Genomic DNA, 22,827 nt, shown 5'->3' with positions numbered 1-22,827 from the left:
GTTTTATGGCAGGACAGATCCCTCGTAGTTTCATTGATGACCTCCTCGCTCGACTTGATATCGTCGACATCATTGACGCACGTGTAAAACTTAAAAAAAAGGGTAAAAACTACAGCGCCTGCTGCCCGTTCCACAACGAGAAAACCCCCTCTTTCAGCGTCAGCCAGGAAAAACAGTTCTATCACTGTTTCGGTTGCGGCGTACACGGTAATGCCATCGACTTCATGATGGAGTACGAGCGACTGGAATTTCCGGAAGCGATTGAAGAGCTGGCCTCCTTTCTCGGCCTGGATGTACCGCGCGAAGCCCGTTCCAACGGCAGCTTCAATAACGGCAGTAATGCCCCGCGCGCCAGCAGTGAAGAAAAGCGTAACCTGTACGATTTGATGGGCAGCATTGCTCAGTTCTACCGTCAGCAGCTGAAAATAGCCACTAACCGCACCGCCATCGATTACCTGAAAAACCGCGGTTTATCCGGTGAAATCGTGCAGAAGTTCGGCATCGGCTACATCGCTGACGAGTGGGACCAAGTACGTAAAAACTTTGGTCAGAGCCGCCATAACCAGGACATGCTGGTCTCCGGTGGCATGCTGATTGAAAACGACAAAGGCAACCGTTACGACCGTTTCCGCGGCCGCATCATGTTCCCGATCCGTGACCGGCGTGGCCGGGTGATCGGCTTTGGTGGCCGGGTGCTGGGTGACGGCACGCCGAAATACCTCAACTCGCCGGAAACGCCGATTTTCCATAAAGGCAAAGAGCTGTACGGCCTGTATGAGGTGCTACAGGCTTACCGTGAACCACCGCAGATTCTGGTGGTCGAAGGTTATATGGATGTGGTGGCACTGGCGCAGTATGGTATCGACTATTCGGTCGCGTCGCTGGGCACCTCAACCACAGGTGACCACCTGCAGCTGCTGTTCCGTCAGACCAACACTGTGGTGTGCTGTTACGACGGTGACCGCGCCGGCCGTGAAGCGGCGTGGCGCGCGCTGGAGAATGCGCTCAGCTACCTCAAAAGCGGCAACATTCTCAAATTCCTGTTCCTGCCCGACGGCGAGGACCCGGACAGCTACGTGCGTAAATACGGCAAAGACGCCTTTGAACAGCAGATGCACAACGCAGAACCGCTGTCTAAGTACCTGTTTCTCCAACCTGCTCAGCCAGGTGGACACCAGTACTTATGAAGGCAAAGCCGCGCTGCAGGCGATGGCACTGCCACTGATTAACCAGATCCCGGATGAATCGCTGCAGGATCAGCTGCTGCGCATTCTGGAGCAGAAGACCGGCATTTATAAAAAGCCGAGCGTGCCGGCGGCCGCTAACCCGCGCCCGCAGCCACACAAAGAGATTAAACGCACCCCGATGCGTGAAGTCATCGCTTTGCTTCTGCAAAATCCGAGCTATGCTGAAATGGTACCGGATCTTTCCAGCGTAAAAGGTCTGGCTATACCTGGGTTGAGTTTGTTGGTCACAGTGCTTGAAAACTGTCGACAAAATCCCCATATATCAACTGGCCAATTACTCGAACATTGGCGCAACGAAAATCATGAGGCACTTCTGTCTCGTCTGGCGAGCTGGGAGATACCGCTCGTCGAAGACAATCAGGAAGAACTATTTTTAGACTCACTGGACAAGATTCTTGCCCAGTGCGTAGAGAAACAAATTGACAACTTGCAGGCTAAAGAGAGAAGCGTCGGTTTATCAAGCGACGAAAAAAGGGAGCTAGTAGCGTTAATGCTAGAATTAAAAGCGTAACCCAGTTTAAATAGTCAGCAAAGAATAAATTTGTTAGTATACGTGGTTTGCATTTCGCATACTATTCCTTCACCAGATACGAAGTTGGATACCGTCTATGGATCAAAGTCCGCAGTCACAGCTTAAAGTACTTGTCCTGAAAGGCAAGGAACAAGGCTATCTGACCTACGCCGAAGTAAATGACCACCTACCTGCCGAGATCGTCGATTCTGAGCAGGTAGAAGATATTATTCAGATGATCAACGACATGGGTATCAAGGTAGTAGAAACTGCCCCAGATGCCGATGATCTTGCGTTAAACGACGACGATACGATCACTGATGAAGATGCAGCAGAAGCCGCTGCCGCTGCGCTGTCCAGCGTAGAAAGCGAGATTGGTCGTACGACCGATCCAGTCCGCATGTACATGCGTGAAATGGGTACAGTAGAACTACTGACTCGTGAAGGTGAAATTGATATTGCCAAGCGCATTGAAGATGGTATCAACCAGGTTCAAAGCGCGGTCGCTGAATACCCGGGCACCATCCCTTACATCCTGGAACAGTTTGATAAAGTCCAGGCTGAAGAGCTGCGCCTGACTGACCTGATTTCAGGTTTTGTCGATCCGAATGAAGAAGAGAGCACTGCGCCGACTGCGACGCACATCGGTTCTGAACTGACCGAAGCCGACCTCAAAGATGAAGACGACAAAAACATCGACGACGATGAAGACGACGACGATGAAGATGGAGACGGCGATTCAAGCGACGACAGCGAAGAAGAAGTTGGTATCGACCCTGAGCTGGCACTGGAAAAATTCACGCAACTGCGTAACAAATTCCAGAACCTGCAACTGGCGATCAACGAGCACGGTAACGAAAGTTCACACGCTCAGGAAGCGACTGATCTGGTACTGGACGTATTCCGCGAATTCCGTCTGACACCTAAGCAGTTCGACCACCTGGTGGAAACACTGCGTACTTCTATGGATCGCGTTCGTACTCAAGAACGTCTGATCATGAAGTCTGTGGTTGAAGTGGCTAAGATGCCGAAGAAATCGTTCATCGCAGTCTTCACCGGTAACGAATCAAGCGAAGCGTGGCTGGATCAGGTTCTGGCGTCTGATAAACCGTACGCGGAAAAAATCCGCCGTAATGAAGAAGACATTCGCCGTTCAATCCAGAAACTGCAGATCATCGAACAAGAAACCTCTTTGACTGTGGTTCGCATCAAAGACATCAGCCGTCGCATGTCTATCGGTGAAGCGAAAGCCCGCCGTGCGAAGAAAGAGATGGTTGAAGCGAACTTACGTCTGGTTATTTCTATCGCTAAGAAATACACCAACCGTGGTCTGCAATTCCTCGATCTGATTCAGGAAGGTAACATCGGTCTGATGAAAGCGGTGGATAAGTTTGAATACCGTCGTGGTTACAAGTTCTCAACTTACGCGACATGGTGGATTCGTCAGGCGATCACCCGTTCTATCGCAGACCAGGCACGTACTATCCGTATTCCGGTTCACATGATCGAAACGATCAACAAACTGAACCGCATCTCGCGTCAGATGCTGCAGGAAATGGGTCGTGAGCCACTGCCGGAAGAACTGGCAGAAACGCATGCAAATGCCGGAAGACAAGATCCGTAAAGTACTGAAAATTGCCAAAGAGCCAATCTCAATGGAGACACCAATCGGTGACGACGAAGATTCGCATCTGGGCGATTTCATCGAGGATACCACCCTCGAGCTGCCACTGGACTCAGCAACATCAACCAGCCTGAAAGGCGCGACACGCGACGTTCTGGCCGGCCTGACGCCACGTGAAGCTAAAGTACTGCGTATGCGTTTCGGTATCGACATGAACACTGACCACACTCTGGAAGAAGTGGGCAAACAGTTCGACGTAACCCGTGAACGTATTCGTCAGATCGAAGCCAAAGCACTGCGTAAGCTTCGTCACCCAAGCCGCTCAGAAACTCTGCGCAGCTTCCTGGACGAATAATCGACCAAGACTGAAAAAGGTGAGCTCTGGCTCACCTTTTTTATTGCCTGTTGTTCTAAGTGAATAAAAACTAAGCGCAATTGCCCGCCCTAGCGTCTAGACACCCCGTAAAGCTTCCCCTATAATCTTTGACCTGTATGGCCCCTTAGCTCAGTGGTTAGAGCAGTCGACTCATAATCGATTGGTCCCCAGTTCAAGTCTGGGAGGGGCCACCATTCAAATCAAGCAGTTATCGCTTCCCCTTCTTTGAATGTTGCCTTTTATTCCGTCCCGAGGTACAAAATCAGTACAGTACGCATTCGGGAGTACTCACATGGCAACTTTAGTTAAAACCTCTTCAGGTACCTGGAAAGCCGTTATTCGAAAAACCGGCTGGCCGACGACGTCTAAAACTTTTCGTCTCAAACGCGATGCCGAGGATTGGGCAAGACGCACTGAAGATGAAATTGTGCGTGGCGTGTATATCAAACGTTCCTCGTCTGAACGACTCACCATTGAAGAAGCATTAAAACGCTACCTGGCAGAAATCTCACCGACCAAACGACCGGCGACCGCTGCCTGTGACGCGAGACATTCCAAACCGATTATCAAAGCCCTGGGGAAATACTCCCTGGCCGCCTTGACGCCCGAAATCATTGCCAAGTATCGAGACGATCGGTTAGCTGGCCTGGACCGTTGCGACGCCAGAGGTAACCCGGCTCCCAAACCGCGATCTCCTAATACCGTGCGCATTGACCTGGCCCTGCTCAGCCACCTGTATAACATTGCGATTAAAGAATGGGGTATCGGCCTGGCCATTAACCCAGTCCAGAATATTCGTAAGCCCTCCCCGCCTTCTGGCCGGGAACGGCGCTTGACCGAGGAAGAAGAGCTACAGCTCCTGGAAGCCGTTGAGACACACACCAATCCGATGTTAGCCTGGATTGTTCGTATCGCGCTGGAAACCGGTATGCGTTCCTCTGAAATCACTTCTCTGCGCCGCTCTCAGGTTGATTTGAAAAAGCGTGTGGTTTTCCTGGTCGAAACCAAAAACACCATGCCGAGAACCGTTCCGCTTTCTCTCCTGGCGTTAGAATCCTTCAAGCAGGCGATTAATAATCCGGTACGGCCCATTGATACCGACCTGATTTTCTTTGGCGAACCAGGCAAAGACGGCAAGCGCCGCCCGTACAACTTCAACAAAGTGTGGATGAAGATCAAAGCCAAGATTGGCCTGAAAGATTTTAAATTCCACGACCTGCGCCACGAGAGCGTCAGCCGCTTAGTGGAAGGCGGGCTAAGTGATCAGCAAGTTGCGGCCATCAGCGGCCACAAATCAATGCAGATGCTACGCCGCTACACGCACCTCAGAGCCGAAGACCTGGTTGAAGAACTGGACGCGATAGCCAAAGGGAGAAAGGCTTAGCCAACACCGCCCCTCAAGTGTCAATCAAATGAGGATTAAGCCGATGTGACCTGGCTGTGCTCACCAGAAAAGGCAGGTTTATTGACACTTGGGGGGCAAAAATATCGATACAACCTCGGATGTGCCGGGGAGTTGGGCACCCGCGATATCGATTTATTCAAACATAAATCAGTTTTGGACAGAAGTTTGCCAGTGAATTTGCTAAATTAGACCAAGACGAATAACTTTAGGTATCGCTAAAACGGATCAGATCTTGCGCTAGCCTTACCTGTTAAAGTTCTAGATGCGAAAAACTTATATCGATACATTGCCAAGATTGTAAATTAATGGATGCAGTTCGGCGCGATATCGATGATGCGCCGAATTTTCCGAGCTAGTTGGATTGATTTAATTTCTTTAATGCAACCTTAGCCACCGTGGCAAAGTAGTTTGCTCCGGTAACGAGTAATTCGTCATTGAAATCATAATGAGCGCTGTGTAGAGGCGTACCGCCCTGTTCTTTTTGATGACCATTACCAAAAAAGACAAAGTTGCCTGGTACTTTTTGTAGAAAAGCACCAAAGTCTTCTGAAATCATCATAGGTTGAATATTGTCTTCAACATTACCTCTTCCAACCACTTGTGCTGCCGACTCTACCGCTAAGCTGACGTATTCCTCCGTGTTCACTGTCGGAGCAAATTCGTGAGTGTAGATAACGGTTCCATTAGCGTTGTGCGCATCACATATCCCTTTAACAAGACTACGCATACGCTCCTCAAGCTGTGCTTGAATCGCTTTGGAATAACTACGAGTGTCACCTTTAATTACTACTTTTCCAGGAATGGCGTTACGCAACCCATCCGTTAAGATCTCTGTACAGGAAACCACTGCCGGTTGGCTTGGGTCTACGTTCCGCGACACGATAGTTTGCAGCGCTAAAATAATGTTTGCCGCTATCACCATCGGGTCATTGCCCATGTGTGGCCGCGCAGCATGAGTACCACTACCTTCAATGGTTATTTCAAAGTTATCCTCGCTAGCCATGATACCACCAGAGCGAGTAGCGATAGTCCCTAACGGCATTCCTGGCATATTATGACCACCAAAAATTGCGTCTACTGGGAAACGCTCAAACACGCCATCAGTCATCATTGCTTTCGCACCACGACCGTGTTCTTCCGCCGGCTGAAATATGAAGCGCACAGTTCCATCAAAATCAGGATTATCGGTAAGCAATTTTGCTGCGCCGAGTACCATAGCCATGTGGCCATCGTGGCCACACGCATGCATCTTCCCCTGATGTTGAGAAGTATAGTGACGCTCATTCGATGCCTCACAAATGTTTAAGGCATCCATATCAGCACGAATAGCAACGACTTTATGGCTGTTTCCTCGATTGATACTGGCAACTAATCCTGTGCCTCCTATACCTGTGGTTACCTTTAGCCCCATATCCGATAGTATTTGGCAAACAAATTCAGCAGTCTGATACTCTTCGAAACCGGTCTCGGGATACTGATGTAAATGGTGACGCCAGCTCATTAACTGTTTTTTAAACGATTCAATAGATGACATTTCTATTCCTTATTGTTTAGCGATGATTTCTTCTGCCGAAATACCTGTTAATTCTTTGAATAGATCTGGCGCAGTGGCACCTTCGGTATTAACGATTAAAACTTTGGAGTCCGCGTTTAGACTCAGCGCATTGAGCTGAGTCAGTTTTGCCAGCTTGGTCAATAGTGCTAAACCCGCCACCCCAGATTCACCGCCGACAATTGGTGCGTCCCCATATTTACTGTGAGCAAGATGCACCATGCTGTCGATCGCATCCTGATCTTCAATCAAAGTGAAATAATCCACACTTGGTTGTAGAAAGTCCCAAGCGATTTGTGAAGTTTCACCACAAGCCAGTCCTGCCATTACGGAATCTACCGACCCTGTTGCCGCCGATGGTTTACCCTGGATAGCACTCTGGTATAAACAGTCTGCCTGTCTTGGTTCGACCACAATAAATGTTGGGCGCTCAACTCCGTATTGCTCCCAGAAATAACTGAACACACCTGCAGCTAAACCTCCGACTCCACCCTGAAGAATTATATGGGTCGGCTTCTGCTCTTGCGCTTCGAGTTGTTCAGCAGTTTCCGTCGCCATCACACCATAACCTTGCATAACATCTCGAGGTATTTCCGTGTATCCTTCATAAGAAGTATCCGAGACGACAATCCAGCCATTTTCTTTCGCAATACGGTCAGCTTCTTCTACCGACTCATCATAGTTTCCAGTGATACGAACCATAGTTGCACCATACTCAGCAATGGCGTCTTCCCTTTCTTGGCTGACTTGTGCATGAATCACAATGGTACAAGGACAACCACTCGATTGTGCTGCTGCTGCTAATGCGCGTCCGTGGTTACCGTCAGTTGCACTAACCACAGCAAAGTCTGCAAGTTGTTCTCGGTATTTACCCAATAGGATTTTATCGGCTTCAAATGTTGGGAAATGGGTCAGGATTAAATTGATAAGTGCATTGGGAGCACCTAGTGCTTTAAAGCTCCCCAGTTTGGAGCGTTTGGATTCATCTTTTATCCAAAGCGTGTTAATGCCTAGTGCTCGAGCGGTTCCGGTCATCGACCTGAGTGGCGTGGCGCAACGGCTAAGCAAAGGCCAAGTAGACAGCCATTGCTTACTTTTATGAGCCGTTTCTTGGTTTAACACCGTTGCCAATTTTGTCGGATATGGTGAATTGGTGGCATTTGGGTTTTTAAATAGCATGATAAGGTCTCTCAAACGATAATTGGATTAGCCAGAAACGTTGCTGAGCAAAGAGTCTACGGTGGTCAATAGAACTTCAGCGCCGAGGATTAAATCTTCAAGTTCAGTGAACTCTTTCGGGTTGTGGCTAACGCCATCTTTACTTGGTACAAAAATCATTGCTGATGGCGCAATGCGGGCGATCATTTGTGCATCGTGACCTGCACCTGATGTCATTCGGTGATGAGAAATATTGAGTGAATTGGCAGCTTTCTCGATAGAAGCGACCAAGCTTTCGTCGAAGATAACAGGATCAAAGCGAGCTAATACCTCCGTTCCTATCGTGACACCTTCTTCTCGTCTTAATATCTCTAGTTTCTCTGCTAATGCCTGCTCGGCAGCCATTAACATCGTGTTATCCGGATTGCGCAGATCAACGGTTAATTCGGTCATTCGTGGGATGACATTAATCGCATTCGGTTCGAATTTTATGCTGCCAACTGTCGCCAAAGTTCCGGGCATCGTTTCCGTTATCTCTCTCAAGAAACGCAATGATAGAAGCGGCGACATATCCTGCATCATGGCGCATCGACATAGGCGTCGTGCCTGCATGGTTAGCTTTTCCTTTGATTTGAATTTTTTGCCAAGAAATCCCCTGCAGATTGGCAACAGCACCAATTTTGATGCCCTCACTATCTAAGATCGGGCCTTGCTCGATATGCAGTTCAAGGTACTGACTGGGGATAAGCGTTCCTAGAGGCATCGTTCCGGCGTAGCCTATGCGTTGCAATTCATCTCCCAAGCGCGTCCCATCCGTGCCGATACTATTTAAAACTTGCTCTGCGGTGAGGCCTCCTGCATGGGCAAGGGATCCCATCATATCTGGTTGGTAGCGAACCCCTTCCTCATTGGTGAAAGCCGCCACAATGATTGGCCGTGAAGGAGAAACATTCTGGTCCCGATACGCTTTGGTGACAGCCAATCCGGCTAGAACGCCGTAGCAACCATCAAGTGCACCAGCATTGAATACACTGTCGATGTGGGAGCCAATCATCAAAGCGTCGTTTTTTGTGTTTCCTGTGTTATCAGGGAGAATGCCGAATAGGTTACCGATTTCGTCAATATGAACTTCCAAGTCCAATCCCTTCATCCATGTAACCAGTTGATCTCGTCCTAGCTTTTCTGCATCAGTTAAAGCAATTCGAGAGCGACCTTCATTGCTAGGCTCAAGGCCAATATTTCCAAGGGTAGTGATATTTTCAAGCAGCGTATCCGCATCTAGCACAAGTGCTGTCATAGGAACCTTCCTATATTTCGGTGTAATAAGTCATGTTAGATAGGACTAGTATAGAGAGCAGTGATCGTATAAATTTTCTAAATTAACTGTGTTATCGCAATTTTTTTGCGTTTTATTAGCGATTAAGTGGAAATTTTAATGATTGAAGTGGATGAATTTGATCTAAAGATCCTACGTGCTATCCAAAAAGATGGGCGAATGGCGCAAAGTGAGTTAGGTGAAGAGGTAAATTTATCAACGGCCGCCGTAAATAGACGACTCAAAAAGCTCAAAGCCAATGGCGTGATTAAGCAATATACGGCACTGCTTAATCAAGAAGCGCTGGGATTTGGTTTAACCATCATCGCCAACATCGAAGTGGAGTCAGAACAAATCCACGAACTGGATGCGACCCGTCGCGATTTTGAAAATTGCCCATTCGTACAACAATGCTATTACGTAACAGGAGAATGGGACTTTGTGTTGATATTCGCGGTGCAAAGTATGGATCAATACAATGAGCTGACAAGAGAGCTGTTTTTCCAAAAGCCTAACGTCAAACGTTTTAAAACGCTCGTCGCCATGTCCAAAGCCAAAGTTGGTGTTGGCCTTGCGTTATAAGACCAACACTCCATTGGTTTAATCGGGTTACGAGCGCTTCCTTGCCGAGCCAAGTGTGATCGTCGCCAAGACTAACGGTACAAATGAAACCAACAGCACGGTATGCCAACCATAGAAGCTAAGGATACCGCCGGAAGAAAACGAGCCAATCGCCATCAAACCAAATATGATGAAATCATTAAGCGACTGCACTCGGTTCTTTTCTTTGGCTTCGTGGCATTCTAGTACTAACGCGGACGCCCCTAAGAATCCAAAGTTCCAGCCAAGACCTAGCAGTATCAATAGCGACCAGAAATGCACGACCTCTTCTCCCATTAAACCAATAACAGCAGATAGCCCAGTTAGGAAAATACCCAATGCGGAGATTTTCGCAGCACCAAAACGCGCAATTAGCTTACCGGTAAAAAAGCTTGGCGCGTACATAGCAATCACATGCCACTGAATCCCCAAGTTCGATGACTCTTGGCTATGGCCATGCATGTGCATAGCCAGTGGAGCCGCTGTCATTAAAAAATTCATGATCATATAAGAAGCCGCGCCACAAATAACCGCACTAATAAAACGTGGCTGAAGTACAATATCTGCTAATGCTCGCCCACCTCGCTCTGTCTGCCTTTTTGGTGCTGGCGAATGGACACCGAAGAGTACAATGCCAGCCAATAGCGCAACTATCGCTTGTGCCAAAAAGGTCACGGCAAACATTTTCTGTGGCCACAAGTGCATGGTTTGCGTAACCAATTGTGGCCCTATGATCCCTGCCACAATCCCGCCAGCCATGACTAGAGAGAGCGCTTGAGGGCGCTTGTTCGCAGGTAAGCCATCGGTAGCGGCAAAACGAAAAGAAAGCACAACCGCGGCGTAAGCGCCACCAAAAAATGTCGACAAACAAAATAGCCAGAACCATTGTGTAAACAGTGCTGCCATAGCAAGCAAACCGGTAATCACGCCAGCCGCAGAGCCAACCAAAAATGCAGCGCGGCGACCATAACGAAAGGCAATTTCTCCAACAGGAAAAACACATAGCGCCATGCCGACAACAAAAATTGAAATGGGCAAAGTGGCCAACATCGCTGATGGAGCAAGCATATTCCCGACAATCGCCCCCGTTGCATAGACCACCACCGCATTCGCGCCAGATAGGGCTTGAGCCAAGGTTAACCGCCAAATATTCGAGCGGTTTTGTGATTCCGTGTATTCCGACGCCTCAACAATCAAATCGGTCTGATTATCCATATTTGTTCCTAGCCATAGTCTGTTCTAATCTCACAACTGTTCTTGAAGTAGAGTCAGTGCACGTTTGAGGTCGATTATATTGTGTAGTCATTGGCAAGGTAGTCTAGTGAAAGACGTAGACGGCGAATCGACTCTTCCACAGTGGACCGTGGGCAGCCTAAATTCACTCGCATATATCCATGACCTTCTTGACCAAACTTCTGCCCTTTATCTAACCATAGACGCGCTTTAGTCAACATAAATCGGTCTAATTCCACTGCACTGAATCCCAACTTGCGACAATCAATCCAACTCAAATAAAGAGAGTCGGCCCGAAGTACGCTGATTCTATCCGTCATCGCATTAACCTCTTTCGCAAAATAGTCATGGTTACCACGGACGTAATCGACCATCGCATCCACCCATTTTTCACAGTGTGTATAGGCCGCCTCTGCCGCTACCATGCCCAGTGTATTAACCAATGGGAACATATTTCTCTCATACAGCCGTGCAAACTGATTTCGTAGGTTTTTGTTAGGAATAAAGACGTTCGCACACTGTAATCCAGGCAGATTGAATGTTTTACTTGGCGCGGTACAAGTGAGACTGTTTAGCTCAAATTCACGCCCCAAAGAGGCAAACGGAGTATGCTTTTTGAGCGGATTCATGATCAAATCTTGGTGAATTTCATCCGAAATAACCAGTATTCCATGTTTAAAACATATTTCGCCCATGATTCTTAATTCTTCTTCCGACCACACATTACCGGTAGGATTATGAGGATTGCTCAAAATGAATATTTTAGTGTTCGCTTGAATCGCATCTTCAAACACTTCAGGGTTAAATCGATAGCCCTGGTCAACTCGCTCCAGTGGAGCCAATGCCAGTTGTCGACCATTAATAAGCACATCGTTATGAAAATGAGAATAGACTGGCGGCTGAATTAAGACGCTATCCCCAGGGTTTGAAAATGCTTGAATTGCCGTTTTTAGGCTTGTAATGATTCCGGCGGTTTGAACCACCCACTCCTCTTGTACAGCCCAGCTAAAACGCTTCTTTTGCCAATTTATTACCGCATCCACATAACTTTCGAGCGCACCACCCGGATAACCAAATACGCCATGCTCAACAGCGTCATACAGGGCATTTAACACAGGTTTAGGCGCTCTGAAATCGGTATCTGCAACCCACATTGGCAACGGTTCCGCCGCGCTTTCTTCTAAACTGAGCAACTGTTTACTGAATGCCCACTTCATCGAGTTTGAGTTTTTGCGCTCTATCACTTCATCAAAAATGGATTGAGGAAATTCTTCTGTATAGTTCATGTAATACTCCGCCAAATCAGAAAGTTAACAATATAAGTATCGGTAGTCGCTATTTTTGCAGGAGTTTTATCATGATTAAAAATGGTATTTATTCATTAAATGATGAGTTATGCTCATCACATAATCAGGAAGCGGGTCGTAGTTATGATTGATGTGAGATATCTGGAAATTCTAAAGGAAGTAAAGTCTCAGGGCAGTGTTACCGCTGCTGCAGAAAAGCTGCATGTGAGCCAGTCTGCCCTTTCGCATATGATCAGAAAACTTGAAGAGCGCTACAACACAAAAATCTGGATTAAACAGGGTAGAAACTTACATTTTACCAAAGCCGGTGAATACTTAATTCAAGTTGCTGAGCGAATTTTGCCGCAGTTAGAAAATGCCGAGGTTATGCTTCGCGAATATGCTTCAGGCATGAGAGGACACGTAAAAGTCGGTATGGAATGCCATCCTTGCCAGAAGTGGCTGATGGCTATTGCTGATCCTTATCTAGAGAAATGGACCGATGTGCGTTTCGAAGTCTCATCGTCTTTTAATTTTAGCGGTATAAATGCTCTCAATGAACATGAAATAGATATATTAATTACGCCTGATCCCATAGATCACCCGCTTCTTACTTTTCAACCGGTGTTTGACTATGAGTTGGTCTTAGTTGTACACAAAGCTCACCCACTCGCTAAAAAAGCCTACATTGAGCCACACGACTTGGTTAATGAAGAAACTGATTACCGTGCCAGTTTCCGCGGACAGACTAGATATTTTCACCCAATTCTTAATCCCGTCCAATTGCAGACCTAAAAACCACGTAAAGATAGAAACATCCGATTTGATCCTACAATTGGTTTCTCATAATCGGGGTGTAGCGGTACTCCCAGACTGGCTTGTAAGCGCGACAACAAAAAGTGAACATCTTGAATGTATTAAAATTGGCTCAAAGGGGATCCAGAAGTGCATACATGTGGGAATGCGAAAAGGTGAGCAAGAGATTGATTATTTGAAGGGTTTTGTCGAAATAGCAAAAAACATAGTCCCAATTTTGACTTGAATCTATACCTTCTAATAGTTGCTTTTCAAGAGACTGAGTTATCCCATATGGAACTACCATTACATTACGATAATTTTATGAAAAGCTAGTGATGTCATCTATCGGCTTCAATTATCTAGCAAGGTTTGGAGCAAATTCGTGTCAGTCAAGAGCTCACTGACACGTTGATGTTTTATTAGATTTAGCTCTCACTTCTTGAGTAAGCTGCTGCTTGTTCAAAAAGTTCCTGGCTCGGTTTCATTCCGGTGTATAACTGAAACTGTTCAACGGCTTGAATAGCAAATACTTCACTACCCGTGATAACGCTTTTATTGATAGATTTTGCAAACTGTACTGCGGGGGTGACAGCCGGGATGGCAACAACATCAAATAATACTTGCGCATGTTCAATTTCATGCTCACAAAAGCACAGTTTTCCTTCTTCTATACCACCACTCATGCCGAGTGGCGTTGCATTAATGAGTAAATCAGCCTCGATGCCACTCATATCGGTTTGCCATTTGAATCCACACAAATCGGCTAGCGCCCTACCGCTTGCCTCATTTCTCCCTACAATAACGCCGTTGGTGAATCCCAAGTCTCTTAACGCGCATGCCACCGCCTTCGCCATCCCACCGCTTCCTTTTAAAGCAAATGAAAAATCCGTTGGGATCGCGTATTGAGTCAGTAACGTAGAAATAGCGATGTAGTCAGTGTTATACGCCTTAAGATGTCCATCGGTGTTCACGATAGTGTTAACGGAATTAATCGCTGCCGCAGAGGGATCGAGCTCATCCACCAATGCTATGACTTCCTCTTTAAATGGCATGGAAATAGCGCAACCGCGAAAATTGAGAGCTCTCACCCCCGCTATCACGCCAGCAAGATCTTTACTGGTAAATGCCTTATAGAGGTAATTCAGATCCAACGCATCGTAGAGGTAGTTATGGAAGCGCGTACCGAAATTGGTAGGTCTTGCCGCCAAAGACATGCAAATCGTTGTATCTTTATTAATTTTTGTGTTCATCAAAACTTTCCATTTCTTTATTCACGAATAGGTAGAACTACGGCAAAAATGCCTCGAGATCTTGGAATACTCGCTTGCTCATAGTGAGGTATGCCTTGTTGATGGAAATAGAATGGTCTAAATTGAGGTGATTAAAAATTGATGAATTCAAATAAAATAAGTTCCTCTTTTATGGCCAGCAACAGACTCGAACAACAATATCTCAAGCTGCTTAACCACTTTGGCGAAAGCAGTGTGTCGGTAACATTACAAGAGCTGTCTGACTGCCTTTTTTGTACCAAACGGCACATGCGAAATCTTCTACTTCAAATGCAAGAGTCCGGATGGATTGATTGGCAAGGGGAATTCGGGCGAGGGAAACGCTCAACACTAACGCTATTAAGCAATAAAAACCAGTTACTTAGTAGAAAAGCTGAAAACTTAATTGATAAAGGTCGCTTCAACGAGGCCATTGATCTTCTCGGAACAAACAAGCACTTAGTTGCGCCATTATTGCGCTCAAAGCTGGGGTTTAGTATTAACCCAGACAACCAGGTTTCTGCGTGTTCCTTACTATCGGACTATGTACAATTTGTACCCGGGAACACCTTTGCGCCGCTCAGAGCGTCACCTTGTTCGTCAGATCTTCAGTGGATTAACCCGAATAAAAGAGGAAATAGGTGAAGTCGAAGGAGACTTAGCTCATCATTGGAGACAACTTACCCCATCTATCTGGCGTTTCTATATAAGACCTGCGGTTCAATTTCACGATGGTCGTCCGTTAACTAGTGACGATGTGGTCACCTCCCTTAACCGTGCTCGTAAGCACGCCCTTTTTTCACATATTGAGCAGATAAAAATCATCGGACCGCATTGTGTGGAGTTTGAACTCAGTGCAGAGGATGATAACTTCCCACAACTGTTGGCTACATCCTCAGCACTGATCCTACCTGCTAACCATGCTGAAATAGAGCATTTTGCGCGCTTACCTGTTGGTACAGGCCCCTACCAAGTGATACAAAATGACGAACGCCGTTTATGTCTTAAAGCCTTTGATGGTTATTTTGGCTTAAGAGCTCTTCTTGATCAGGTCGATATCCTGATGTGGACGAATTTAACCAATAAATCCGATCAAGAAGCGGAAGAGACAAAACAATCACTATCAACCGAAGCAAATGCAACGTGGTTGAGTTCAAGTTTGAGTGACAAAGAATATATCTCAGGTGTTGCATCTGATCTGACTGGAGGGCCTTCTGACCGTTTTGAAGAAATGTTTTTAGAACAAGGGGGATATTTTCTGCTGTGCGATAGTCACTCTGACAAGTGGCAGCAGCCTGAAAACCGGGCTTGGTTGCAGCAAATTCTGAATCCTTACTCCATATCACAAGAAACTGAGTCCAGTTATTCGTCATTTGTGGGTGCCAGCAACCAGTTTACTGCCCAATTGGTGCCACCGGATCGCACCGATACATGCCACTTCTCCTTTTAAAGATACAGTATCAAACACTGCGCTTCGCTTGGCCTATCATGATCATCATCCTGAGTTTCCAGCTCTCGCCAATGCGATGGCTACCTTACTAAAGCGTAACAATATTGCTCTCGAGCTAATTGAGTTGCCTTATGAACAGTGGGCGCAAGGTACGGCTGATAATATTGATATCTGGTTGGGTACCATCAATTTTCCAGTCCCAGAAACCTGGCATGTTGGCGCTTGGCTGCTAGGCTCATCGCTGATGCGCAGATCCATCTGTGGCAGAGATAACGATCTGTTGCATCACTGGCACAATCAATGGCGTAGTGGTGATATGAGCTCCGAACATCTAATTTGGCAAGTGGTACATTCAGGTTGGCTGCAACCACAATTTCACCATTGGATGCGCCTTAAAGGTCCAGAAAACGCTCAGGGTATACACCTCAATAACTTAGGTTGGTTTGATTTTCGGTCTACTTGGTTTGAGCCAGAAGAACAATAGCTGGAGCACTAAAGGCTCCAATATGAGCCATTTACCTATCTAAAATAATATAAAGCTCATCAATGACACCCAAGCAGTTTACACGGCCCATTTTTGAGCTTATATTTATAAAAAACCGACATATGGTTCATATTTGACATACCAGAGGCAACGCTATGAATCCTAAAGTGCTACAACTTCGCAATCTCACAACTAAGCTTGAGTCCGAAATTCACGAAGTTTTCGAAGAGATGCTTAGCAACGTTGAAGCCTCAAGCAACCGCCCTATTTCAAGTTACTCAATTTACGAGACCAACACTCTGATTGATGATATGCAATCACGCAAGAAGAGTATCTCATTAGAAGACCTTGAATTGCAGACGGATATTTCTAAATCAACGATAAAACGAATGCTTAAAGACCCAAGTAAGACTTCGCTGGATAACTTTTTAGCCGTTGCGAATGAACTCGGAATGAAAATATGGATCGAAAAGTAAAAGTTCTTTTGTACGGCAAGTTTTGCGGTGTTTTGACTCAAAACGAACAAGGTTATCTATTCGAATATGAACCTGGTTATCGAGGCCGGAGCTTATCGCTGAGTATGCCTGTCGCCGATGGGCCATTTGAGAGTAAAGAGCTGCATCCTTTTTTCCTCAGTCTTGCCCCCGAAGGATGGCTGAAGAAGCGCTACTCAGAAACTACAAAAAATTGATGAAAACGATCCGCTGGGTATGCTGCTGTCCAACGGTAAAAATTTACTTGGTGCAGTCCAACTGTTGAGGTTAGAAGACCATGTATCCGAGCAATAGAAGCCTCATTAGCCTCGATGAACTCAATGAACAAAATAGAGAACAAGTCGAGTATAAAAAGGGGGAGATCAAAACCCTACTAGGTTCGAATAGATTTCAGATCCAATTGCCTTTTTCGCGCGCTGAATTTGTTACTGAGTTGCCAAAGAAACAAAAAGGCATGAGTATTTCCGGTTATCAACCCAAGCTTTCTCTGGCTATTAATGACGAGAATCAGCTAGGGGTTGTGGAGGATAAGGCGCTATTTATTCTCAAGCCCTCACCAGAAGAATTTCCTCATCTTGCCGAAAACGAACACGCAACCATGTTAGTGATGAAATTCCTCGGTTTCGATACACCTCCATTTGGATTAGTTCGATTTAACGAGCCAGACGGAGAAGGTGAACTCGCCTTTATGATTAAGCGCTATGACCGCTTAAACGCAGGTGAAGAGGCGATTCATCAGGAGCAACTGGATGCCGCTATGGCCGTGCCGGAAAAGTACGGCAAGACAGAAGGTGATGCCGAAGGATATGTGAGCTACGAGCAAGTCTGTAAGTTCTTAATTCATCAAGTAGACGGCAGCTTAAACTTTAAGAAAGAGCTGTTTAACCGAATACTCGTCGCCTACTTTCTCGGTAATAATGACCTACACCTTAGAAACATTGGTTTGCTGCTACCGGAACAAGAGGCCACGCGACTCGCGCCAATCTATGATTACGTATCTATAGCGCCCTATCCTGGCTACATCGCAAACGAGAACCCATTAGCACTACCTCTTCTCGCGAGTGAAGAAGGCGATAATTTCAATACCAGTGGCTATCAATCACATAGTACCTACACCGGCTATGACTTTCTCACCTTCGCACAAAATATTGGTCTCAACCCTAAACTGGCGACCAAAATGATCAAAGAGTTGTGCGCCAAGCAAGAGGCGATTCTCGATATCTACCGTAATAGTTTCATGCTGCCAGAGCACGTAGAGAAAGTCGCTGAATGGATATTGAGTCGAGTCAACTATTTGGGTCAATTAGAGCATGTTGCTGTTTAATACATGGTTGAAGGCGGACTAAGTGATCGGCAAGTCGCAGCATCAGCGGCCACAAATCAATGCAGATGCTACGCCGCTACACTCACCTCAGAGCCGAAGACCTGGACGCAATTGCCAAAGGGAGAAAGGCTTAGCCAACACCGCCCCTCAAGTGTCAATGAAATGAGGTTTGTGCCGATGTGACCTGGCTGTACTCAGTGGATGAGACTGGTTTGTTGACACTTGGGGGGGGGGGCAACATTCACTTATCGACAAAGATATAATCTTTAAAGTGCTGGATAGTAGAAAATCAGATTCCCAACAACCCGCCATGAAGATGTCATGACGGGTTGTATATATTATGAAGTTTTTGATATCAGCTTTTGTTGTTGATGGCTTTGCATTGGAATGTAATTTATTTTAAGCGCAGAACAAACAGCTTTCCTGTTGCGTTCTGAGTCTTCAAACATGTATAGGTAGTCAACAATTAGATCCCTTAAAACATTTCCTGATACGGTATTTATTTTAAAATCTCTTCTCATTTTCTTTATTTTTTCAATAGACCCTAAATTACCCAAATCTAATTGAACTGAAAGTTCAATTAACCTTATAGCATTGGACTTGTCTTTACTACTGTAAGCCTTTTCTATAAGAGGGATAAGATCTCTACTTCCAATCGAAGAAGATATTTTTTTTATTATTGAATATGATACAACTCTAACCATGTTGAATAAAAGCTGCCTAGCTATTAAATCAATATCATTTTTAGACTTATCTGGTACTTCAAATTCTTCCTTAATCTTTTTCTTGAGCATATCTATAAGTGTTTCATGATCTTCACGCATTATATTTAAGATTGCTTCTAATGCTCGTAATGGTGCTTCTATTGCCTCCGTTATAAGATTTACTTTTGGTTCAGTTTTTAGAGACTCATGATAGTTTCTGGTCAGTTGTCCAATTAAATCAACTGACTTGAAAGCGAGGTTAAAGTCTCGCAATAGATTGTTTAATGATGAATATTGCTTATTACTATCTTCTTCATGAACGCTATCATCAAACTCTGCCTCATGATTTTGTTGAATATCTTCATATTCTTCTTGTTCTTTGGCAGCTTTAATCCTATTTTCTTGAACATTACCTTCAACAAATACAAATTCCTCTAAATTTAATTCATCAATTATGTTGTTAATAAAGAGTACATCTTCGTCTAGACGAGAGGTATTGTAATCGGATAGTATAGTTTTGGAGTGACCAACTATACCATCAAGTATACGATTATCCTTTGAATGATGAGTTAAAAACATTAATGTATTCATGTTTTTTCTTTTATCTAAACCTGATATAAGGTTTGAAACAATATTTTGAACACCATCATCTGATAGATTGTCAGATAAATATTTAGATAAGAAATAGTAATATACATAAGGATATCTAAATGAATAGTAACCGTTATTTTCTTTGACTATTTTTGCAGAAACAAGCTGATTTAGCCTACTGTCACAATCTATCTTAAGCGTATACTCTTCATTGATCTTAGAGTTAAACTCCCACAGTGCGTCTCTTGATAGCTCTTTATGTTCTGAGTTATAGAAAAAATAAGACATCTCAGTAATATAGGTAAATATTCCATCTAGTTTATCTTTTTTTACGCCAGCTAGACCTAAACTACATGTAATTAAGTAGTGATAATAATGACCATAAGAACTAGTATTTAATTCTGCCGCTATGCTCGTATCCATGGACTGTAACATTGTCAATAGAAAGAAAGGAGTTGAAGGAACATAATTTCTTCCTATTAGTCGACTAATTTCTTTATTAGCATGATCTGTTCTAACGATTAATTCTTGTGTTGACTCTCTACATTCATATTTTAAGTTGTTCCATTTAGTTATCAGTTCCCAACGAGAAGCATGACCTAACTTAAGTATCTCTAGTTTGGTAAATGACTCATTTAATATGCCATCACCTTTTATTTTATCGTGATTTAATGTGTATGAATCAGAAACAGTTAATATTAACTTGGTAAAATATTTCCTTAGGGTTTTAATTAGATTTAATAAAGATTTCTCATCCCCCTTCACCAAATTAAAGTTGTCTATAAATATGTATCTATCTTGACTATTTGATAATAATCTATCGAAGCTAAAATCTTCATATTGATTTTTTATATACTCTTCTATTTTACTATCTTTGAATCTATCTGCTCTATTTATATCAGAGCCATCTAAGAATACAGAAAACTTACCATCATTTAATGTATCAAGGCAAAGTTTCTTTAAAAGCGAGGTTTTACCAATGCTTTCTTCTCCTGATAGAGCTATATTATCATCAGGGTATCTAGAAAAAATATCTCTAGAGCTTTCTCTTTTAATAGTTGTAGTTGAGTTTGAGTCAATGTTTTTTACATTCTGGTATATAAAAATATCATGGATGTTAAGTTCGTCTTTTTCTGGATGAGAGAATCCTATACCAACATCAACTAACATTTCATAGTAACTATCCCTTACTTTGAACCCGTTAAAATATAAAGAGCTAGAGTCTATTATATCACTTCTTTTTTTGTTTTCTAAACTAGTAAAATGATCGCCTTCCCAAATGTGTTTTTCTATTAAAATATCTTCATTCTCTATGGTAAAGCTAATAAACCCGTTATCATCTACATGAATATCATGAAATGAACAAGTTTCAACGATTAGTGTCTTGTTATTATCAGTTTCAACTTTAAAACTAGTTTCGATGTGTTCATGACCAGATATAATGATATTTCTATTGCTATTAAGGAAGTTTCTAACCTCCTTATTGTTATTTGGTTCTAACCAGCTTAGCGGATGATGAAAGAATACAATCTTGATTTCCTCATTGCCAGAAGGCTCTATTAGCTGGTTAATAGGAAACAGTTAGGTCTCCACCTTTTTCATTAATTTGTGAGCACCATGCTGTATTTATTGTTTGTATAGATACGTTATTACTAAGTTTAAATTCTTTGGATAGCAGAGTGGAGCTAGAAGCCTCAACGTTACAAATATCAGATTCAAAATCAAAATAATCTTGTTGGCCAGCTGCTACAATTTGATAGACAGATTCGTCAAAAGTAAAACCCTTTGAACTTATCAATACATCACGAGCTCCGCCTGTATATTTGGAAAAATCATGGTCATGGTTACCTGGAGTGAGTATTACTTTGAATTCATCTGAAAGAGATTTGAAAGACGATCGTATTAGGTCGTACTCTTCACTAGAGCCACTAAAAGCAATATCACCAGCTACTAGTATCGCTACAGAACTATATTCACCACATATACACTTTCTTTTTATCCATTCTTTTAGTTCAGTAAGTCGTTTATTAACTTCATCACAGTTATTTTGTCTTGCATGTATATCGCTAATAACGACAAATAGCCCATTATCCATTCTTTAAATCCTATTCTCCAACATTGAGACGTCTGCTTTTATTGAGTCATGTGCCAATAAAAAGCTCTAAGCTGTTGTGCTATCTCGATGATAGTCCATTTCTTTAAGTGTATTATCCCTGAGTTGCTAATGACGGCACAGGTAGAAAATGATTCCATACAAAAAACTTTTTTGGATCTTCAACCATGATACATACCTCGTAAAGTTAAGCGTCATATACAATTACTATATACAACAAAAAACGCATTAAATCAGTTTACCCAACTGCACGTTTATTAGGAACATGAGAGAGTGGAAACCATTGATTAAGTGATCAGCATAACTATTTTTAGAGCAGAAAGTGTTTCAGCCAGGACGAGCTGACACTGCTTTCCATACATGGGGCGTCGTTAAAGCTGCCACATACCCCTCAATGTCAATAACACCACCATAACATTGCCTCACAACCTCTCTCAGAAAATCGTACTTATTGACATTTAAGGGGCACGACCATGAGGACTCAAGACTTATCTCCTATTTAGTGAAAACATCAGATCTCAATTTCATAAAAAAATAGAATATTTAGGAATAAAAAGGTTTGTTTTAAGATCCTTTAGTAATTTAACTACAACTTTTCTTAGTCTCGTCACTATCTCTGTCAATTCACCGTCTACAACCTGAACACTCTATATTCCCCTCCCTTTTAAACAGTTAAACGCCCAACGTGAAAAATCAAATAAACCAATAAAAACAATTGATTAAGAAAACAAAACTGCTAATAACCCATTTAATTTCGATATATCGAAATAAATATATCCCTTTTCTGAATTTTAGCGGCTAAAAAAGCCATTCTAAAAAGGCAAAAACAAAAGAAAACGCAACAAAAGTATAGCTAAACTTTGTCTAATTTAGGTTCAAATACCGACATTTAATGAAAATTTGCAGCAATTAAACGCATTTGACGACACATTTATCTTATGATTATCCTTCAATAGTTCCCCACACCACCGTTTAGCAAAATAGGCTTCAAGGGTGTTCTCGTGGGCCATTATCCCAATCATTCACGAGTGTAAGGAAGGAGAGCAAAATGATGACGACTGAAGAATGGTTGTACAACAAATACGGCAATTCTCCGCTGCTTTCGTTTACCCAGGTTGCAGAGATCCTGCATCGCAGTCCTGAAGGCTTGAGAATTACTCTTCGCACTAACTGCGATTTAGCCAATAAGCTGAAACCCAATCGACTCAAAATTGGCAGACGCGTTTACTTCAAAGTCTCCGATATCGCCAACTTAATTGACCAGGCTACCCCGGACAATATGGAGGAAGCTTGA

19 protein-coding genes, 1 tRNA gene and 2 pseudogenes are annotated in these 22,827 nt (G+C 43.9%); 13 read left to right on the top strand and 9 right to left on the bottom strand.

The features are described 5' to 3' along the window. Window positions 1-5: 5 nt before the first annotated feature. From dnaG to ABDK09_09935, 4 genes and pseudogenes are all read left to right on the top strand, one after another. Window positions 6-1,758, top strand: a pseudogene (gene dnaG / locus ABDK09_09950) (DNA primase). Between the two features lie 97 nt (window positions 1,759-1,855). After that, a pseudogene (gene rpoD, locus ABDK09_09945) lies at window positions 1,856-3,737 on the top strand (RNA polymerase sigma factor RpoD). A 139-nt stretch (window positions 3,738-3,876) separates the two neighbouring features. Next, window positions 3,877-3,952: transfer RNA gene (locus tag ABDK09_09940), tRNA-Ile, on the top strand. 98 nt (window positions 3,953-4,050) lie between these two features. After that, entirely contained in the window at window positions 4,051-5,142 is a 1,092-nt protein-coding gene (locus ABDK09_09935; protein XAW89896.1) for a site-specific integrase, read from the top strand. Between the two features lie 373 nt (window positions 5,143-5,515). On the opposite strand, the gene ABDK09_09930 is transcribed toward ABDK09_09935, so the two are convergent. The 4 genes from ABDK09_09930 to ABDK09_09915 are packed head-to-tail and all read right to left on the bottom strand — an operon-like array spanning window position 5,516 to window position 9,170. Continuing rightward, window positions 5,516-6,697, bottom strand: coding sequence for a M20 aminoacylase family protein (locus tag ABDK09_09930; protein ID XAW89895.1), 1,182 nt, complete (start codon window positions 6,695-6,697; stop codon window positions 5,516-5,518). Window positions 6,698-6,706: 9 nt separating this feature from the next. Beyond that, complete coding sequence (locus ABDK09_09925; protein XAW89894.1) at window positions 6,707-7,894, bottom strand: diaminopropionate ammonia-lyase; 1,188 nt, start codon at window positions 7,892-7,894, stop codon at window positions 6,707-6,709. Between the two features lie 27 nt (window positions 7,895-7,921). Continuing rightward, the gene (locus ABDK09_09920; protein XAW89893.1) at window positions 7,922-8,326 is read right to left on the bottom strand and encodes a M20/M25/M40 family metallo-hydrolase; all 405 of its coding nucleotides are present in this window, start codon (window positions 8,324-8,326) and stop codon (window positions 7,922-7,924) included. Between the two features lie 13 nt (window positions 8,327-8,339). Further along, on the bottom strand, window positions 8,340-9,170 hold the full coding sequence (locus ABDK09_09915) for a hydantoinase/carbamoylase family amidase (protein ID XAW89892.1): 831 nt from the start codon (window positions 9,168-9,170) through the stop codon (window positions 8,340-8,342). A gap of 138 nt (window positions 9,171-9,308) precedes the next feature. Between ABDK09_09915 and ABDK09_09910 the strand changes: the two genes are divergently transcribed. Continuing rightward, window positions 9,309-9,770 (top strand): Lrp/AsnC family transcriptional regulator, encoded by a 462-nt coding sequence (locus ABDK09_09910; GenBank protein ID XAW89891.1) that lies wholly within the window; start codon window positions 9,309-9,311, stop codon window positions 9,768-9,770. A gap of 27 nt (window positions 9,771-9,797) precedes the next feature. Here ABDK09_09910 and ABDK09_09905 read toward each other — a convergent pair whose 3' ends face one another. Together ABDK09_09905 and ABDK09_09900 are read right to left on the bottom strand one after the other, a co-directional pair. Then, a complete protein-coding gene (locus ABDK09_09905) occupies window positions 9,798-11,003 on the bottom strand; it encodes an MFS transporter (protein XAW89890.1) in 1,206 nt (401 codons plus the stop codon). 74 nt (window positions 11,004-11,077) lie between these two features. Then, a complete protein-coding gene (locus ABDK09_09900) occupies window positions 11,078-12,307 on the bottom strand; it encodes a MalY/PatB family protein (protein ID XAW89889.1) in 1,230 nt (409 codons plus the stop codon). A 144-nt stretch (window positions 12,308-12,451) separates the two neighbouring features. Between ABDK09_09900 and ABDK09_09895 the strand changes: the two genes are divergently transcribed. Further along, window positions 12,452-13,102: a LysR substrate-binding domain-containing protein gene (locus ABDK09_09895; GenBank protein ID XAW89888.1), complete on the top strand. Its 651-nt coding sequence runs from the start codon at window positions 12,452-12,454 to the stop codon at window positions 13,100-13,102. 428 nt (window positions 13,103-13,530) lie between these two features. Here ABDK09_09895 and ABDK09_09890 read toward each other — a convergent pair whose 3' ends face one another. Further along, the gene (locus ABDK09_09890) at window positions 13,531-14,355 is read right to left on the bottom strand and encodes a shikimate 5-dehydrogenase (protein ID XAW89887.1); all 825 of its coding nucleotides are present in this window, start codon (window positions 14,353-14,355) and stop codon (window positions 13,531-13,533) included. A gap of 141 nt (window positions 14,356-14,496) precedes the next feature. Here ABDK09_09890 and ABDK09_09885 point away from each other — a divergent pair, with 141 nt between their 5' ends. The 6 genes from ABDK09_09885 (at window position 14,497) to ABDK09_09860 (ending at window position 18,125) form a co-directional block, all read left to right on the top strand. Then, the gene (locus tag ABDK09_09885; protein XAW89886.1) at window positions 14,497-15,018 is read left to right on the top strand and encodes an SgrR family transcriptional regulator; all 522 of its coding nucleotides are present in this window, start codon (window positions 14,497-14,499) and stop codon (window positions 15,016-15,018) included. Then, window positions 14,945-15,823 carry an ABC transporter substrate-binding protein gene (locus ABDK09_09880; GenBank protein XAW89885.1) on the top strand — a complete coding sequence of 293 codons (879 nt, stop codon included), beginning with the start codon at window positions 14,945-14,947 and terminating at the stop codon, window positions 15,821-15,823. The genes ABDK09_09885 and ABDK09_09880 overlap by 74 nt, the downstream gene beginning before the upstream one ends. A 28-nt stretch (window positions 15,824-15,851) precedes the next feature. After that, window positions 15,852-16,307: a hypothetical protein gene (locus ABDK09_09875; GenBank protein ID XAW89884.1), complete on the top strand. Its 456-nt coding sequence runs from the start codon at window positions 15,852-15,854 to the stop codon at window positions 16,305-16,307. A gap of 155 nt (window positions 16,308-16,462) precedes the next feature. Beyond that, on the top strand, window positions 16,463-16,783 hold the full coding sequence (locus tag ABDK09_09870; GenBank protein XAW89883.1) for a helix-turn-helix transcriptional regulator: 321 nt from the start codon (window positions 16,463-16,465) through the stop codon (window positions 16,781-16,783). Then, a complete protein-coding gene (locus tag ABDK09_09865) occupies window positions 16,768-16,998 on the top strand; it encodes a HipA N-terminal domain-containing protein (protein XAW89882.1) in 231 nt (76 codons plus the stop codon). Before ABDK09_09870 ends, ABDK09_09865 begins: the two co-directional genes overlap by 16 nt. Window positions 16,999-17,078: 80 nt before the next feature. Further along, window positions 17,079-18,125 (top strand): HipA domain-containing protein, encoded by a 1,047-nt coding sequence (locus ABDK09_09860; protein ID XAW89881.1) that lies wholly within the window; start codon window positions 17,079-17,081, stop codon window positions 18,123-18,125. A 338-nt stretch (window positions 18,126-18,463) separates the two neighbouring features. Here the strand turns inward: ABDK09_09860 and ABDK09_09855 are convergent, their stop codons facing one another. Then, on the bottom strand, window positions 18,464-20,590 hold the full coding sequence (locus tag ABDK09_09855; GenBank protein ID XAW89880.1) for a hypothetical protein: 2,127 nt from the start codon (window positions 20,588-20,590) through the stop codon (window positions 18,464-18,466). Window positions 20,591-20,987: 397 nt separating this feature from the next. Continuing rightward, window positions 20,988-21,515: a metallophosphoesterase gene (locus ABDK09_09850; protein ID XAW89879.1), complete on the bottom strand. Its 528-nt coding sequence runs from the start codon at window positions 21,513-21,515 to the stop codon at window positions 20,988-20,990. Between the two features lie 1,066 nt (window positions 21,516-22,581). On the opposite strand from ABDK09_09850, the gene ABDK09_09845 reads away from it, so the two are divergent. Beyond that, window positions 22,582-22,827, top strand: coding sequence for a DNA-binding protein (locus ABDK09_09845; protein ID XAW89878.1), 246 nt, complete (start codon window positions 22,582-22,584; stop codon window positions 22,825-22,827).

The organism is Vibrio sp. CDRSL-10 TSBA (assembly GCA_039696685.1).
In the GTDB taxonomy this organism is placed as follows: Bacteria; Pseudomonadota; Gammaproteobacteria; order Enterobacterales; family Vibrionaceae; genus Vibrio.
This window is presented reverse-complemented; position numbering and strand designations above follow the sequence as displayed.